Annotated in this window: 13 protein-coding genes and 2 pseudogenes; 3 read left to right on the plus strand and 12 right to left on the minus strand. The window is 37.7% G+C overall.

Annotation, left to right across the window (positions count from 1 at the left end):
* Positions 1-74: 74 nt before the first annotated feature.
* The 4 genes and pseudogenes from Q0Z55_RS05770 to Q0Z55_RS05785 all read right to left on the minus strand — a co-directional run.
* Positions 75-470 (minus strand): HEAT repeat domain-containing protein, encoded by a 396-nt coding sequence (locus Q0Z55_RS05770; protein ID WP_297425481.1) that lies wholly within the window; start codon positions 468-470, stop codon positions 75-77.
* Positions 471-1065: 595 nt separating this feature from the next.
* Positions 1066-2931 carry an ATP-dependent helicase gene (locus Q0Z55_RS05775; protein ID WP_297425484.1) on the minus strand — a complete coding sequence of 622 codons (1866 nt, stop codon included), beginning with the start codon at positions 2929-2931 and terminating at the stop codon, positions 1066-1068.
* Between the two features lie 18 nt (positions 2932-2949).
* Positions 2950-4959, minus strand: coding sequence for an AAA family ATPase (locus tag Q0Z55_RS05780; RefSeq protein WP_297425487.1), 2010 nt, complete (start codon positions 4957-4959; stop codon positions 2950-2952).
* A gap of 153 nt (positions 4960-5112) precedes the next feature.
* Positions 5113-5379: pseudogene (locus Q0Z55_RS05785) on the minus strand (recombinase family protein); the annotation flags it as partial.
* Between the two features lie 306 nt (positions 5380-5685).
* Between Q0Z55_RS05785 and Q0Z55_RS05790 the strand changes: the two are divergent.
* The gene (locus tag Q0Z55_RS05790) at positions 5686-5922 is read left to right on the plus strand and encodes a VF530 family DNA-binding protein (RefSeq protein WP_074947644.1); all 237 of its coding nucleotides are present in this window, start codon (positions 5686-5688) and stop codon (positions 5920-5922) included.
* A 90-nt stretch (positions 5923-6012) separates the two neighbouring features.
* Complete coding sequence (locus Q0Z55_RS05795; RefSeq protein ID WP_297425497.1) at positions 6013-6705, plus strand: cupin domain-containing protein; 693 nt, start codon at positions 6013-6015, stop codon at positions 6703-6705.
* Between the two features lie 58 nt (positions 6706-6763).
* On the opposite strand, the gene Q0Z55_RS05800 is transcribed toward Q0Z55_RS05795, so the two are convergent.
* From Q0Z55_RS05800 to Q0Z55_RS05835, 7 genes and pseudogenes are all read right to left on the minus strand, one after another.
* Positions 6764-8050 (minus strand): MSMEG_0569 family flavin-dependent oxidoreductase, encoded by a 1287-nt coding sequence (locus Q0Z55_RS05800; RefSeq protein ID WP_297425500.1) that lies wholly within the window; start codon positions 8048-8050, stop codon positions 6764-6766.
* A gap of 11 nt (positions 8051-8061) precedes the next feature.
* A complete protein-coding gene (locus Q0Z55_RS05805; protein WP_297425503.1) occupies positions 8062-8355 on the minus strand; it encodes an MSMEG_0570 family nitrogen starvation response protein in 294 nt (97 codons plus the stop codon).
* Positions 8343-9392, minus strand: coding sequence for a sll0787 family AIR synthase-like protein (locus Q0Z55_RS05810; protein ID WP_297425507.1), 1050 nt, complete (start codon positions 9390-9392; stop codon positions 8343-8345). Before Q0Z55_RS05810 ends, Q0Z55_RS05805 begins: the two co-directional genes overlap by 13 nt.
* Positions 9393-9992, minus strand: a complete 600-nt coding sequence (locus tag Q0Z55_RS05815) for an MSMEG_0567/Sll0786 family nitrogen starvation N-acetyltransferase (RefSeq protein ID WP_297425510.1) — start codon at positions 9990-9992, stop codon at positions 9393-9395.
* A gap of 10 nt (positions 9993-10002) precedes the next feature.
* Positions 10003-11082, minus strand: a pseudogene (locus tag Q0Z55_RS12400) (MSMEG_0568 family radical SAM protein).
* Between the two features lie 53 nt (positions 11083-11135).
* The gene (locus Q0Z55_RS05830) at positions 11136-12137 is read right to left on the minus strand and encodes a Nit6803 family nitrilase (protein WP_366806824.1); all 1002 of its coding nucleotides are present in this window, start codon (positions 12135-12137) and stop codon (positions 11136-11138) included.
* Between the two features lie 34 nt (positions 12138-12171).
* Positions 12172-12654, minus strand: a complete 483-nt coding sequence (locus tag Q0Z55_RS05835) for an MSMEG_0572/Sll0783 family nitrogen starvation response protein (RefSeq protein WP_297425519.1) — start codon at positions 12652-12654, stop codon at positions 12172-12174.
* Positions 12655-12877: 223 nt separating this feature from the next.
* Between Q0Z55_RS05835 and Q0Z55_RS05840 the strand changes: the two genes are divergently transcribed.
* Positions 12878-14800, plus strand: coding sequence for a sigma 54-interacting transcriptional regulator (locus Q0Z55_RS05840; RefSeq protein WP_297425523.1), 1923 nt, complete (start codon positions 12878-12880; stop codon positions 14798-14800).
* A gap of 63 nt (positions 14801-14863) precedes the next feature.
* Here Q0Z55_RS05840 and Q0Z55_RS05845 read toward each other — a convergent pair whose 3' ends face one another.
* On the minus strand, positions 14864-15949 hold the full coding sequence (locus Q0Z55_RS05845; RefSeq protein ID WP_297425526.1) for an LLM class flavin-dependent oxidoreductase: 1086 nt from the start codon (positions 15947-15949) through the stop codon (positions 14864-14866).
* Positions 15950-15983 lie beyond the last annotated feature (34 nt).

Consider the following 15983-nt stretch of genomic DNA (forward strand, 5'->3'; position numbering starts at 1 on the left):
TTCGGGGGTATAGGTTGGTTTTTTCATCGGAATAGTCTCTCAGAATATTGAGTCTCCGACAAACCCGGTACGGTTCAATCTGCATCATCTCTCAATTGGTTTGCTACCCCTTTGTGTTGAGCACAAATAACTCTCACCTCCCAAGAGACATCATTCATTAATTGCACTGCTAAATCTTCCCAGATTGCACAACCTGCACGTACTTGCCAATCAGAGCTATTAATCATTAGTTTGGCGAGATGGTGAGAGCTTTCAGCACAACTTTGACGAACGAGAGGACTAGGATCGTGAATTAATTCCGGAGCTAAAGTTTCCCATTTAGCACACATTGCACGAACATTTTCATCAGGGTCATTTATCAGCCTAGCAGCTAGATGTTCATGGTTTTCTGCACAAACCTTACGAATAACTGGATCACTGTCATTAAAAAGCAATTCAGCACATGCTTGCCATTTTGCAACACCTTCCATTCAAACAAAGGTGTCAGAATCATAAACTAACTGTAATGCACACTCTTCCCAAGTGGCACACAAAGCACGAATTAGAGGATTTGCATGCCTAATTTGAGTTAACGCAAATATCTTATCAGACACTATTCTTTGAGATTCTTCTTGCAGGTCAGACTCTTCAACTACTTTGTCATTCATTAATTTATACTTTCCTAGGGCTTTTTTTGTACAAACCGATCTGTAACAGCTTATTCAGCAATATAATTCTCAGGTGAATAAGCCTACACCTAAAATCTATCGTACTTCCAACTAGAAAGCCTATATCCAACCTTGTTAATTTTCATATTGCTCTCGATCAGAAGATTATTTCGATTTGTTGTAATTAATAAGTTAAAAACTTAAAAGTTACATGTAACGTATGGGGAAATTTCATTTAAATGAGACACAAATTATGGGGTCTGGTATAGTCTAAAAATACAGATGATATGATCAATCTTTAAATCCAATAAGTTATCCAATAGATCCTCAACTACTCCCCCTGCTGTCATTCAATTATAGGCATAACATCTAATGACTGATATCAGTTTGAACTTGATTACATAACTATTTAAAAATATTAATTTTCTTCACTCTTATCAATAATATCTACAAGACATGAAGTATTTAATACATTAATAATTTCTTCAATACTTTTTACAGATTGTGGTTTTAATCCATAATTTGTCATTCTTTTACGGCTTATAGTAAAAATAATCCTTTCTTTTGCTCTTGATAAAGCGACAAAAAAAGCACAATTATCTTCATCCATTTGTTTTTTATAAGACCAAAATGCTCCATCTTCAAGACCAATAAATATAACACTATGATATTCAAGACCTTTACTCTTATGTATAGTCATGATTGGAACGGTATTAACACCTAAAAAAGAATCTATGGACTCAAAAAATTCTTTTTTATTTTGATAACAGTTCCATAATTCATCAATAAAAGATTGAATTAATTTACTAAAAAAATGAGTATTTCTATAATTTGGAAATTTCGCCCTCAATTTATCAATATCAGTAAAAAATATAATTTCATCTATTATATTTTTTAAAGTATTTCTATCTTCCAAATTATCAAAATCATATTTTGTTTTTGTTTTATTAATCAATTGTGATATTGAAAATTCAAATAATAATAGCTTATTTGTGTCGCTTTCATCATATAAATTAGAAAGGAAATTAAAAACTAAATATCTAGATTCAGTTTTAATTTTTTCTGAACACGCTCGTAAAAAATTAATTATAAAAACGATAAATTCTTCAGTTAGAAAATTTTGAAATTTGTCTTCATTGCGGGCATTTACACCATTTTTATTAAGATATTTGATTAATTCACCCGTATATAATTCTAACCTTCCTTTTACAAGTATACATATATCCCTTGGATTAATATTTTCTTCATAGATCCATTTTTTTATATCTTTTAATAAATTTTCCTGCTCTTGATCTGGGTTCGCTAATAGCCATAATTCACATATTCCATCTTCCTTATTCCATCTAGATGAAGGAGATGCGATAGAATCTTTTTTCAACAGATGGTTAGTCAAGTAATTTTGAAGTTCAACTAATCTAGGAGCACTTCTAAAGTTCATAAAAAGATGAATCTCTTTCGCTCTTGTATCTTGCTTAAAATCTTCAAAAATAGTTTCTTGAGCACCCGCCCACCGCATAATGCGCTGTTTATCATCACCAACCGCAGTGTAGATAGCATTACTATTTAGAAAACAACTTTTAAAAAAGCTATATTGTATTTCTGTTGTATCTTGAAACTCATCAAGAAACACATAGGCATAAGTTTCTTGTAAATATTTTTTTATTTTAGGATTAATATTAATAATGAATTCAGCCAAGCGCATAACCATAGGAAATGTTAACTTACTAGGTGATTCTGTCAGCATTTTTTCCCATGCTTTTTTTCTAGTCTTTTGATATTTATCAGTTTCCAAAAGTGGTAATTTTTGAAAATGTAATTTTAAAATATCACTTTCCATCGTTGAGTTATAAAAATCAATATCTATACTTTTATAATAATTTAATATTATTTTATTCTGGTCAGTAGTTAAAATTTCATAATTATCAGAAATTAATAGTGATTCAGGTAGTCCTTGTTTAAACCTATCTAATATTTGCTTAGCAAAAGAATCAAAAGTTAAAGATTCAAATCTTCTTGCTAATTTTTCTCCACTTCTTTTCATTACCCTTTCATGTAGATTTAAAGATGCATCTTTTTTAAAGCTAATAGCCAAAATTTTTCTTGGATAAACACATGTATTTGTTTGTAGTAAGAAATTTGCTCTTTGGGCAAGCATTTCAGTTTTTCCAGCTCCTGGTCCTGCTATAACTAGAGTGTTTTCAGAACTTTTTACTACATGAAGAGCATTCGTCTCAAGATTTAAACCATCACTAGGATGCCAATCTTTTATTTCTATATATTTCATATACATCATTTAATACTATTAATCATCTTTTAAATTTAATAGGTTTTTAATGCAACTAAAAATTTCATTAAAAATTATAGGTAGATTATCTTCTAGAGATTCTTGATCTATATTTGCTAAGGTTAGAATATGCGTTGTAGGTTTACCTCTACTTAAAAAGTGATAGTTATACCAAATCATTAATTCTTTTTCCTCATCAGAATAGGTAATACCTTTTGCATTTTCTGATTTAAGGGTCGCAGCCACTCCATCAACAACTTTTTTATTAAAAGATATTACATCTTTATCTTTATCAGGAATTCTTGGTCCACCATTTTTAGGTATATTTTGTTTGTAGAAGTTTGGATAATGCTTCAACATCAAAAAATCTAAATCTAATGGTGCTGAATAAAATACATTATATTTTTTTAGAAAATCTACCCAACCATTTAAACTACATAAATATTTTTTACTGACCTCCCAGGTATGCATTTCCTCTAATTCTTTATCAGATAAAATTCTATTATTTTCTAACCTTAAGAGATCATTCTTATAAACTCCAATTTCAATAAGTTCTTGTAAAATATATTTAATTCTTCCCCATCCACCACCTTCTCGCTCTAAGTCGAGATCTAATAAAGTTATATAAGGAATGTGTAGAGTATTTAGTAATTTCCAGATGTGGCTAACGAATCTATGACCTAATGGAGCAAATGTAACTATATTATCATCAAAATCTAGATCTTTAACTCTCATGAGATGTTCAAAAATAACTTCTTCTGTATCACCTTCTCCAATCACAACTAAACGAGCAAAATATATTTCAGGATAATTATGTATTGCCTGTTTTATGTATTTATAGGCATCATCAGCTTTATTTGGTAATTTAATACAATTAACTTGAGTTATATATTTTTCTGTAATTCTAAAGTGTAAAATATTTTCTGGATCTATTCTTTTAACAATGGCTGGAGTATGGGAAGAAAATAATACTTGGGAATTCTCTTGTAAGGAAATTGAGTTCAAAATTTTAACAACTCTTCCAAGTAATTGGGGTGCAATATGATTCTCCGGCTCTTCTACTGCAAGTATGGTTAATAATGGCCGTGTAAATTCTATACTTTTGTCATTAGACGATTTTGTTAAGGTATCCTCAATTTCCAATAAAGCACACACAAGAGTTAAATAAAACATTGAGCGATAACCATCACCTAATTCATTTACACTAAAGGTTTTATGGGTTCCTGTAGGGCTAAAAGAAATTTCTATTTTTTTTAAAATTTCATCGAAATTGCTATTACTAAATCCTATAGAAGTATCGCTATACCTTTCATCTTTATGGAATTTACTCCATATATCAGAGATTGAATTTTGGATTGTTGAAAATTCACTTAATCCTTGAAAAGAATCATTGATTTTATTAATTTGGGTATCAAAATTTTCTTTAAAAGAATCATTCCATTCAATCTTTTTTAATATCCTATATAAAATACTACCTGATGCATATTTAATCTGCTCTGATGGTCTTCTAATTGCAGGAACATATAATATTTGTATCAAATTTCGTAAATGATTTGGAACTGGTTTTTTATCCTCATCTTTCTCATTAAGACCATCAGCCATAGATATAAAATAAGTATTTACTTCTATTTCACCATCTGGGACTATTTCAGATTTTTCCCATGTAGCTTCTAATCTAATTCGTACATACGGATCTTCACCAACTCCACCTACGACCATAGCTGGAAAAAGATGAATAATTGCATCTTTTTGACTTTCTTCTTCTGTGAATTTTATTTTTACTTCTATAGAAAGTTTTCTATTTGTAATATTTGTTGGATCTTCATTATATGCAATATGAAAATCTTCTCTATAAATTTCTCGTTCTGATAAAGATGTACCGAATACTTTTCTTAGTGCCTCTAAAGCTGTAGTTTTACCTGAACTATTTAGACCAATAAATGTCGACATTTTACTGACTAAAGGAATATCAACAACATCTAGACCAAAAGACCTGAATCCACTTATTCTTAAATTAGAAATTTGCATTATTCTCCCCCTCTTGATTAACTCAAATATACTAAAAATTAATGGCTTAAGTATAACGTTACTGTTGCAAATAGAAATCAGAATTTATGATAGGCACTTCAAAAAGTAGACTGCTCCGGTAATCTCCCTAAAAATAATAGGATCTAAAAGTAGAATATTCTCTTTGACAAACTGGATGGCGACTCCCCTCTTTACGAGCTGATCAACTTCAGTAACTAAATTTTTCAGACTCCGAGCGAAACGATCCATAGAGTGAACAACAATCATGTCCCCTTCACGGACATAGCTCAGCATTTCCTGAAATTTCGGGCGGGCAGTATTTTTTCCAGAGGCCTTATCAACAAAAACCCGGTCGAGCTCAATTCCGTCAAGTTGACGTCTAATATTTTGGTCAACATATCCCACCTTATGACCTTGCATTTTGACCTCTACCAGACGCTTATTTAGGTTAAATCAAATACATTCTCTTGCTATTTTTCAAAAATTGACCTTTTCCGATAGGTTCATGAACTAAGTTTTTCATTAAAAATAAAAATTCTTTCTAAGCTATTAAATTTTATAGATATATTTTATGTTTTATTTATGAACTAAACTTTAGGTAAACATAAGTTAAAAAAAATAGAGTCATCTGGCTATAGTGTGTATCAGCGGTGCTGAATTATAACCTTCTCATATTTTTATGCGTTTAGGTTATAATGATCACCTCCCAAAATATTGATCTATGATATGAATACTTCCAATGACCCTTTACATGGCAAAAAGCTTGCTGACATTTTGGATGAATTATTGGATTACTACGGTGGCTTTGAAGGCTTAAGCCGTAAAATTGAAATTAGATGTTTTTGCATAGATCCAAGTGTTAAATCATCCTTACGATTTTTGCGTACTACACCATGGGCACGGGAAAAAGTAGAAAGCTTATATTTGTATGTTTTACGTCAAAAAGCTAAACAGAAATCGTAACTTTCATCATCAACCTTATGTATTAGAGTCAGCTAAAATTGGTAGCACTGGTGTAATTTTCTTCTATTATCCTTAGCAGGAATTTCCTCTATGTTTATTCATGCAGATTTCTCTCAACCTGTCATTATTGCTCCTGAGAATTATCAATGGCTCAAATCACCCGGTGGTGAAGTCAATCGAATGATGTTAGATCGCATTGGTGAAGAAAAAGCACGTGCCACAAGCTTAGTTGAGTTTGCACCTCAGTCGCGCTTTCCTCAACATCAGCATCCTTTGGGTGAAGAAGTTTTGGTGTTATCAGGCATTTTTACTGAAGATCAGGATCAACATTACCCAACAGGTTGGTATATGCGTAATCCACACCTATCCGCTCATGAAGTTTCAAGTGAGTTCGGCTGCCGGATTTTTGTCAAATTGATGCAAATGACCAATCAGGAGCGAAAACCAACGCGTATTGATACCCATGACCCCAAAAATTGGATATTCATACAAGATCGTCATCTGTGCCCATTATATGAATCTGAATTTGAAAAGACCTTTTTAGAAAAGCTCGTCGCACATCAATCTTTCATTGAAAGCGACAAACATGGGATTGAAATATTCATTCTTTCAGGTGAGCTGGCTAATGGTTCAGACTTATACCCTACAGGCACTTGGATGCGACTTCCGCAAAACAGTCATCTAGCATTACAAGCAACTGCTCAAGGTGCGGTGCTTTATGTGAAACGTGGGCATTTACAGCATGCTATGGATGTCTGGAGCAACGGCTATGCTCCTTCTTAAACAACCGCGATGACCCGAGTACATATTTGGTCATCGCGTAGCCAATGAATCAACTCATCTAGGCAATCATTTCTGCATATTTATGCACAAATATTTTATGCCGATTCACAATATGTTCAGACACATACTGTGCATCTTGATTGATCCCAAGGAAACGTCCAGACCCCCACGTATATAGCCAAGGTAGACCAATAAAGCTAACATCAGCATCTACGGTTATACCGCGGTCATGCTTTGGATAACCATTTGCTTCAAAAATGTCTAAATCAATCCAGCCATAGTCAGGTCTAAATCCAATACACCAAATAATAGTTGTGATATTTTCAGCTTTTAGATCAATCTCAGTTGGCTCAATGTCAGGTTGCCAAACGGGCGTATAGAGACTTGCAGGTTGAGCTGTTTCAATTGCATGTGTTTCAATATAGTGATCAATCGACGCATTAATGCGGTTATACGTGGCATCTGCGTTGTCTAAATTTTGCTTTAAATTGCGTTCAAAATATAAATGCCCATCTTTATAATCGGCAAAACGTCCAAATAACTGCATCCTTTCTAAAGCAAATTTACGCAGATCAATATCTCGACCACCATCGCGACCTGTTACATAATGATTGGTACTACTGCGTACTTTTTCACTATAGCGATGGTCTTTAACCGTGGTTTCGTAATACCCCATATCAAATAGCCATTGAACGACATCTTTTCCACGATAAAAACGTGCACAGCGAGGTGCATCACCAATCGATAGATAGACTTTCTTACCCGCCAAATGAAGATCTTCGGCGATTTGTGCCCCAGACTGTCCTGACCCCACAACCAATACGTTGCCTTCAGGCAATTGTTCAGGATTAAAATATTGTTCTGAATGAATGTTATATACCGTATCAGGTAAGCTCGAACTCAGTTTTGGGTATATCGGGGTATGGTAGCCACCAGCAGCAACCACCACTTGATTGGCTGTGGTTTTACCTTGAGTAGTTTGTATTTCAAAATGGTGCTCTGCGATTTTGGTCACTTGCTCGACTGCAATATTCACAATAGCAGGTGGTTGGAGCTTTTCAATAAAGGCATCTAAGTAGTTTACAATTTCATCCCGCTTCATAAAGCCATGAGGATCTTGACCTTGGTAAGGATGATTCGGTAATAAACACTGCCAATTTGGTGTGACTAAGGTAAAGTTATCCCAACGTTTTTTACGCCAGCTATGCGTCAGGCTTTCTTCTTTTTCTAACACCACATGGTCAATATGAGCGGCTTTTAAATAATGGCTGACCGATAACCCTGCTTGGCCACCACCGATGATCACGACATCATAATGTGATTTTAATGCTGTAGGCTGAAACATCATGATCTCCTTTAATCGATATTATAAATATCTGTAATTTCAATATAATCTGTTGGCTGTAACGCCAGATGATGCGCTTTGTCCTGAATCCGGTTGAAGGTATCCATGGCAGAGCTACAGGCAAATCCATAACGCGCTCGAACGCGTTCAGAAGCTGCTTGTAATGCCGTTTCAGCCTGAGTTAAAAATTCATGTCCTTGCCATTGCTGACCTTTTTTGAAATATTCATAAACAATGGTGCTTGGTGAATAAAAATTCTCTTGCTGACCGTTTGGCCATTTCACCGTAAAATTTACGCTTGGCATACGCATGGCTCCGTTTGTCTTGTTTCATAACAATGCTGTCGTATACGTTGTAGATCTTTGGCATAACACAGCCCTGTAAATGCTTCTGTTTTAAAATCCCAAAATTTAGCAGATGTATCTTGATAGCTGACTTGTACAGATCCTGTGGCATTGACCTGCCCTATGACCACACAGTGCAAGTCCTGATCGGCAAATAAGGTTCTCATGGCATCACAATGCTCTGCATCTGCCGTGAGTAAAAAACCATAACTCGGGAAGAGCTGTAACCAATGCGCCCAGCTCACTTCACTTGGTTTAGGGATGTTGTCAAGTTGAAGCATTGCACCTGTCCCTGTGGCTTCTAACAACATGAGCAAACTGCCTAAAATACCTGCATTGCTAATATCACGCGCTGCCATCGCTAGACCTTGTTCTACCACTTGAGGAAGCAACGCTAATTGCGCTTGTAAAATCTCAGCTGACACATCTTCAAAGCATTTCCAATAGGTGGTATTGGGATGAAATGTGCCATTCATATTCAAAACCAGTAAAATGTTTTGCTTTGGTTGAACATGCATGACAGATAATAATTTCTTAGCTTGTCCTTGAATCGCGACAGATAAAGCAGGCTGAAAGCTCGGATCAATATGGGTATGTCCGCCTGCAAAATTCACGGCATAATGCCGACAGGCATCTTGCATCCCTCGGATTAATTCATGTGCTTTGTCCGCATGGGTATGCCAAAAACTATTCACGATAGAGGTCGCTCGACCGCCCATGGCTGCAATATCGCTGACATTTGCCATCACGGCGGACCAGCCGGCGAAATACGGATACTGTTCTACGAAGCTTGGGATCATGCCCTCACAGGCATGCAGTAAATAGCCTTGATCTGTGGGTATTGCTGCTGTGTCATCACCGGGTAATGCATAAAAATCTTGTAAATTTTTGGCTTGTGCTGCATTGACCTGAATGGCATGCCCGATATTGATCTTGGATTGCATCGCTGGCGTTTGCCGCAACATCTTCATCAACTGATTTAATTCTAAACGTGTCATTTAGATCTCCTGCTCAGTGAATGAATATTGCATATAGGCTTGTGTCATATACGCGAGTGGATAAGGCTGAAGGTCAGCTTGCATCAGTACATGTGGCAGATTAGCGACAGTAATTTGGCTTTGACTTCGCCAATGTAAGCGTTGAAAGTAACGTTCATTTTGTTGTTGTACTGTGGCTAGAAAATTTTGGCAGCCTAATTTTTTCGCTGTTGAGACTGCTGCATTAATTAAGGCTTTGCCAATTGAATGATGGCGACGATATATTGGATCGACACATAAACGCCCTCCCCACCATGTCTGTTCACCGTCAGGGAAAATCCTTACTGCACCAATCACACGATCAGGCTCACCAAACATCTGTCCAATTGCCACAATCCCGAAGGCTTTAAAGTCGTACTCATCACGATCTTCTTTGAGTAACTGTTGCTCATCGCGAAAGGTGGCTTCACGTAATCGATAATATTCGCGGCGTTCCCAATCTTCACTGACCAATTTAATGACAATATCAGCACTGATAAATTCATCAGACAAGTAATGCTGTAATTCTGCATTAACTTGTTTCAGCCATGTGTTATTGCACAGATCATCATCAAGATACATAATTCATCTCCTATTCGTAGGCTTTTAGAGAAGAACAGGCACCACATTTGGCACAGCCCGCTTGCGTCTCTTCAGACTTCAAACCATATTGCTTCAGCTGAGCACCAATTTTTGTATACAGTGCCTGCATAAAGCTCGGTTCAGGTTTTGGATGATGTTCCAGTGGTGTGCCTTGAATGGGGACAAAAGGCACAACAAATGGATAGACGCCCATTTGTGTTAGTTGGGCAGTCATATCTAAAATTTCCTCTTGTGTATCGCCTAGACCTGCCAAAATATAGGTATTCACTTGACCACGACCGAAAACCTCAACCGCTGCTTGAAATGCGCGAAAGTAAGTGTCTAATGAGACTTGTGCTTTGCCTGGCATGATCTGCTGACGTACTCGCTCACTGACCGCTTCTAAATGCATACCAATCGAGACGACTCCTGCATCTTTGAGTTTTTGAAACCATCAAAAGTCGTTTGGTGGCTCACATTGCACTTGTATTGGAATCTCAACAGCTTTTCGAATCGCGACAACTGAATCCAATAAAATTGCGGCACCGCGGTCTGGTGTATTCGGTGTGCCTGTGGTCAGAATCATTTGACTAACACCATCTAGCTCAACAGCTGCTTTTGCCACTTCAGCCAATTGTTCCGGGCGCTTTCGAATCACAGTTCGTGAATCTTGTAAAGATTGATCAATCGAGCAGAATTGACAGGCCGTTGATTTGTCATTCATCCGAATACAATGCTGTAACACGGTGGTTGCTAATACATCATGACTATGTAATGTCGCAATTTGCTCAAAAGGAATACCATCTTGTGTTTTTAAGTCATAAAACTTTGGACGTTTTGGCGCACTCAAGGTCGCTACTTGGACTTTATTTTTGAACACCATCACATTGTTAGTATCATGTTCTTGCTTGGCTGTATAAGGAGAATCTTTGGCAGCTAAATTGAGGACAGGAATCATCATGGTGTGTCCTTGTAAACTCAGTGCTTTATGGTCACTTGGTCCCGCTCCACCTTTACGTGCAAGACCGATATCCCCTTCCCATTTCAGTCCGTTGCACTGTAATTCACTTAATAATTCAACTGCTGACATGGCATTCTCCTTCGGTATTTTTCTTGTCTTTAGTGCAATAGATCTATTCGTGTTTAAACGTTGCTGTAATGATTTTCGACATTCAGGACGACTTCTTTTGATGAATCAGGGAGTGAATTGGTATTTGAACGTTCATGTAAGACTTGGGTGGATCGACGATCAATCAACAAACTGAGTAATTCTGGACGGCTATAATGTCCCACCGAATCCATCATGCGTTTACGTTTATCAATTAAGCTAAAATCCAAATCCGCAATCACATAGCCTTCTCCTTCAGTCAAAGGCTCGGTTAAAAATTTACCTTCAGGTGATACGATGGCAGTAAAACAGCCACCTGAAATGGGGCCAATTTCACATCCCGTATCTTGCATAATTTGTTGCTGTTGCTCAGGTGTCAGCCATGCAGTGGCATTCACCACAAAGCAACCTGATTCAAGTGCATGGTGTTGAATGGTGGCTGAAATTTGATTGGCAAAGACTTGTCCAACTAAAGAACCTGGGAACATTGCCGCATGGATTTGCTCACCATCCGCCATTAAGGCAAAACGTGCCAATGGGTTGTAGTGTTCCCAACACGCCAATGAACCAATACGCCCAACGGCAGAATCTATAGCGCATAATCCACTACCATCGCCCTGTCCCCATACCATACGTTCATGATAGGTTGGGGTAATTTTGCGGCGATGTTGAATGATCTGACCATCAACATCAAATAACAATTGCGCGTTATAAATCGTGCCACCGACACGTTCATTCACACCAATGGATACGACCATGTGTGCTTGACGGCATGCTGCACCAATTAAGTCGGTTGCCTCGGAAGGCACAAGCACTGACTCATTCAGCAACTTTAAATGTTCTGCACCCATGGCAAATGGCGGTTGCACAAAGGAGAAATAAGGGTAATACGGCACCACGGTCTCTGGAAAAACTGCAAATTGCACCCCGTGCTTGCCCAGTTCTGTAATGAAGTCACAGACTTTTTTTACCGTGCCCGCTTGGCTATATAACACTGGGCTACATTGCACTGCTGCAGCTTTGACAATTTGATGCATGCCTTTTACTCCTTATTTCTTCTAAATCAATAAATTACATTGTCCACGTATCGATAATAAGTGCATTATCGCGACGCATCAGCAATTTCAAGTCCATGACATCCAGTGGATTGATAGGACGAATACCTGAAATAAGGGCTTTTTCAGTTTGACCATATAAGGCTTGTAGGGCGAAACGGCAGGCATAGACTTCGCCACCTTCTGCCATAAATGCTTTAAGCTGATTATTGACTGCCAAATGACCAGGGAAAGCTTCCGCACCTAAAGTTGGAAAACCGCGTTGTACGCCAAGTTGTACCCCTGGGCCATACAGTAAGATTTTGGTTTCAAAGCCTTTACGTAATAAACGTTTGGCTTGTAAAACATTGACTAAGCCAATCGAACCTTCAAATGCAACTGTATGGAAAGTCACTAAGGCTTTTTCACCTGGTTCTGCTTTAACATCTTCAAATACTTTTTCTTCGTAATCGACGAGAAAATCACCATCGTTATAATGTTCGATATCTACTTTTGGCATAACCTGCTCCGACGTGTAAGTTAAACAACCTCAATGGGTTTGTCTGAGTTAAGGCTAAAGCCGTGCCAAGTTTCTAAAAAACAGAAAATTAATTTTATCTATTTGTTTTATATAATTTTTATTTATTTAAGCTTTAAAATAATAAATACATGAAAATTCTTCTAAATTATGAAATTTCGTATTATTATGAAATTTCATAGCAATAACTACGAAAATTCATAATATGATAAGCGACTATATCTCAGGCTGGGACAACTCAGAAGCCTCTTTACGCCCATTGGCTTTTGAACATACCAAACAAGCCATCATGGTCTTAGACCCTAAAGAAAATCGTTTTGTTGATTTTAATCTTGCAGCCTGCGAACTATTTCGTTTTGAACGTCATGAATTACTCAAAAAATCAGTGACCTCTATCTTTGGGCATTTCACTTTACTTCCTCAACTGATTGCCTTTACCGAAGAAACCCTCACCAAAGGCCAAGCGTGGAACAATGAAGTTTTTGCCTTTGATCGTGACGGTGAGAAAATCCAACTCGATGTACATGCAGTACATCTTCCTTATCAGCAGCATGACTATATGATTTGGTCATTGGTTGATGTAAAAGACCTTGAACTGCGTCAACTGAATAAAAATGCCGATAAAGCCTTTCGTGCCGGATTAATAGAATGGCAAGCTTTACAAGAGCTGTTTATTGACTCAGATACAGGCAAACATTTATTGCTCAGTTCTGTGGGTGATGGGATTTACAGTATTAATCCGCAAGGTTTATGTACCTTTATTAACCCTGTCGGTGCCAAAATGTTGGGCTTAAAACCCGAAGACGTTTTAGGTAAAAATATTCACCAAGTCCACCATCATACTCACGAAAATGGCCAGCATTACCCTGTACATGAATGCCCAATTTATGCAGCTGTACATGATGGCGTAATTTATGAAGGTATTCAGGAAATTTTTTGGCGGGTCGATGGCAGTTATTTCCCTGTGGAATTTACCAGTACCCCTGTCATTCGAGAGAGTGAAATTATTGGTGCAGTCGTGGTATTTCGCGATATTTCAGAACGTTTAAATACTGAGACCAAACTCACTCAAGCCTTAAATGAACTACAACATTTAAAAAGTCGTCTTGAGCAACAAAATGAATATCTTCAAGAAGAAATTTTACAAGACAATCAGTACCATGAAATTGTAGGCAACAGTGGCTCTATTCGAGAGATTATTGAGAAAATTAAGGTTGTGGCTGTAACCGATGCCAACGTGATGATTTATGGTGAATCCGGTACAGGCAAAGAATTGATTGCCCGCGCGATTCACCAATCCAGTCATCGTAAACAGCATCCTTTGATTCGTGTCAACTGTGCCGCGATTCCTGCTGAACTGTTTGAAAGTGAATTTTTTGGTCATGTGAAAGGGGCATTTACCGGTGCAATTCGTGACCGCGCTGGACGTTTTGAATTGGCCGATCAAGGGACCTTATTTTTGGATGAAATTGGAGAAATTCCACTGGAGCTACAAAGCAAATTGCTCCGTGTTTTACAAGAAGGAACCTTTGAACGCGTGGGTGAGGAACGTACGCGTAAAGTTGATGTCCGCATTATTGCTGCGACCAATCGAAACTTAAAAAGTGAAGTACAAGAAAAACGATTCCGTGAAGACCTGTATTTCCGTCTTAATGTTTTTCCGATTTTTGCACCTGCGCTGAGGGAGCGTAAAGAAGACATTCCGCTTTTGGTGCGTCATTTTAGCAAACTCATTAGCGAGCAACGTAAGGTGCCTTATTTGGCTTTTAGTCAAAAACATATTCAAGAATTACAGCGTTATAATTGGCCGGGTAACATTCGTGAGCTACAAAATGTATTGGAACGTGCCATGATTACAGCACGGCATGGGGTAGTGTCATTCCAATATTTGCTGGAACAAGAAATACAATCCACAATGTCTCATTCGATTGCTTTACATCAAGTGCCAATAGCACAAGTAAATATTCTCACTGTAGAAGATTTAAAAGCTTTAGAAATTCAAAATCTTAAAAATGCTGTTCAATGCTGTGATGGTAAAATTTTTGGTAAAGATGGCGCCGCGCATTTACTAGGCATTAACCCGACCACATTAATCTCTCGATTAAAGAAATTATCCATTCCATACTAGTTGAGAAGCTAGCATATTTACAGAAAAAGCAAGCCAATCAAATCAGATTGGCTTGTCTAGCAATTAACGTAGACCTTTAGCTTGGAGTAAAGGTAAAACATGATCACCGAAGTATGGGAACTCCTCAACATAATCCAAAAAGGATAAGGTCGTACCACTAAAGCCTGCCGTATGTAATGCAACGATTTGATCTGCAATTTGCTCAGGTGTACCCACCAATGGAAAACCGCCATGCCCGACTGCCATTCGATCACGTAACTGTTGACGAATCTCGGGTGGGAAACTTTGTGCATGGGCAAACATTAAATTCATTAAGTTGTCTAACGCCGCCATATCCGTATGCGCTAATTGTCTCTCCCATTCCGCTTGGGCTTCTTGTTCTGTCGCACGACAAATCACATGCGAAAAGGTCATCACTTGGGTATCACGACCTTTAGCTCGTCCTAAAGCTTTGAGTTCTTCAACCTCAGCAGCTGAACGGCTTAAATCAGAAACGGGTGTAAATAAAAAGTCTGCATTGGTGATTGCAAATTCACGCCCATTTTTTGAGCCCGCAGCATTGAAAATCGGCGGAATGTAATCCGGGCGTGGCTTACCATACGTGCCTTTGGTTTGGAAATATTTACCTTCAAAATCAAAAGCCTCCTCACTTTCCCAGACCTGTTTGACCAGATCATACCACTCTTGAGCATAGCCATAACGTGTCTCGTGATCATCAGGCAGTGTTAGACCTAAAGCCTCATACTCTGGCTTATTCCAACCAGCTACAATATTTAAGCCCACACGATCGTTACCAATTTTAGACATGGTGGCAATTTGTTTCGCCACCACAACTGGATGATTGACCGCGGTTTGAATGGTGGCAAAGACCACTAAATTTTGGGTACGTGCAAGTAATGCAGAGGTCCATGTCATGGTTTCTAAGATGCTACCTTGGAAATCGGTTTCACCGCCATAGCCGGTGAAACGCGCAATTGGGAGCATAAAATCAATACCTGCGTCATCAAGGAGTTCAGCAAGTTTTAAGTTATTTTCCCAGCTTGCATCCCAACGCTCAGGTAATGTAGAGATGGTCATGCCGCTGGAACAATTGCTTGCAAATGAACCTAATAAGAATTTATTTTTTTGTAAAAATGGATGTTGAGACACGCTCCCCCCTTATACGTCATTCCATGAGACGTGC

Origin of the sequence: uncultured Acinetobacter sp. (assembly GCF_947626835.1) — a bacterium.
Lineage (GTDB): Bacteria > Pseudomonadota > Gammaproteobacteria > Pseudomonadales > Moraxellaceae > Acinetobacter.

What these genes read in the sequence shown, in the direction of transcription:
- Q0Z55_RS05795 (WP_297425497.1), top strand. Translation starts at nt 6,013, where the DNA reads ATGTTTATTCATGCAGATTTCTCTCAACCTGTCATTATTGCTCCTGAG.
- Q0Z55_RS05790 (WP_074947644.1), top strand. Translation starts at nt 5,686, where the DNA reads ATGAATACTTCCAATGACCCTTTACATGGCAAAAAGCTTGCTGACATT.
- Q0Z55_RS05815 (WP_297425510.1), bottom strand. Translation starts at nt 9,992, where the DNA reads ATGTATCTTGATGATGATCTGTGCAATAACACATGGCTGAAACAAGTT.
- Q0Z55_RS05775 (WP_297425484.1), bottom strand. Translation starts at nt 2,931, where the DNA reads ATGAAATATATAGAAATAAAAGATTGGCATCCTAGTGATGGTTTAAAT.
- Q0Z55_RS05830 (WP_366806824.1), bottom strand. Translation starts at nt 12,137, where the DNA reads ATGCATCAAATTGTCAAAGCTGCAGCAGTGCAATGTAGCCCAGTGTTA.
- Q0Z55_RS05810 (WP_297425507.1), bottom strand. Translation starts at nt 9,392, where the DNA reads ATGACACGTTTAGAATTAAATCAGTTGATGAAGATGTTGCGGCAAACG.
- Q0Z55_RS05770 (WP_297425481.1), bottom strand. Translation starts at nt 470, where the DNA reads ATGGAAGGTGTTGCAAAATGGCAAGCATGTGCTGAATTGCTTTTTAAT.
- Q0Z55_RS05840 (WP_297425523.1), top strand. Translation starts at nt 12,878, where the DNA reads ATGATAAGCGACTATATCTCAGGCTGGGACAACTCAGAAGCCTCTTTA.
- Q0Z55_RS05835 (WP_297425519.1), bottom strand. Translation starts at nt 12,654, where the DNA reads ATGCCAAAAGTAGATATCGAACATTATAACGATGGTGATTTTCTCGTC.
- Q0Z55_RS05800 (WP_297425500.1), bottom strand. Translation starts at nt 8,050, where the DNA reads ATGTTTCAGCCTACAGCATTAAAATCACATTATGATGTCGTGATCATC.
- Q0Z55_RS05805 (WP_297425503.1), bottom strand. Translation starts at nt 8,355, where the DNA reads ATGCCAAGCGTAAATTTTACGGTGAAATGGCCAAACGGTCAGCAAGAG.
- Q0Z55_RS05780 (WP_297425487.1), bottom strand. Translation starts at nt 4,959, where the DNA reads ATGCAAATTTCTAATTTAAGAATAAGTGGATTCAGGTCTTTTGGTCTA.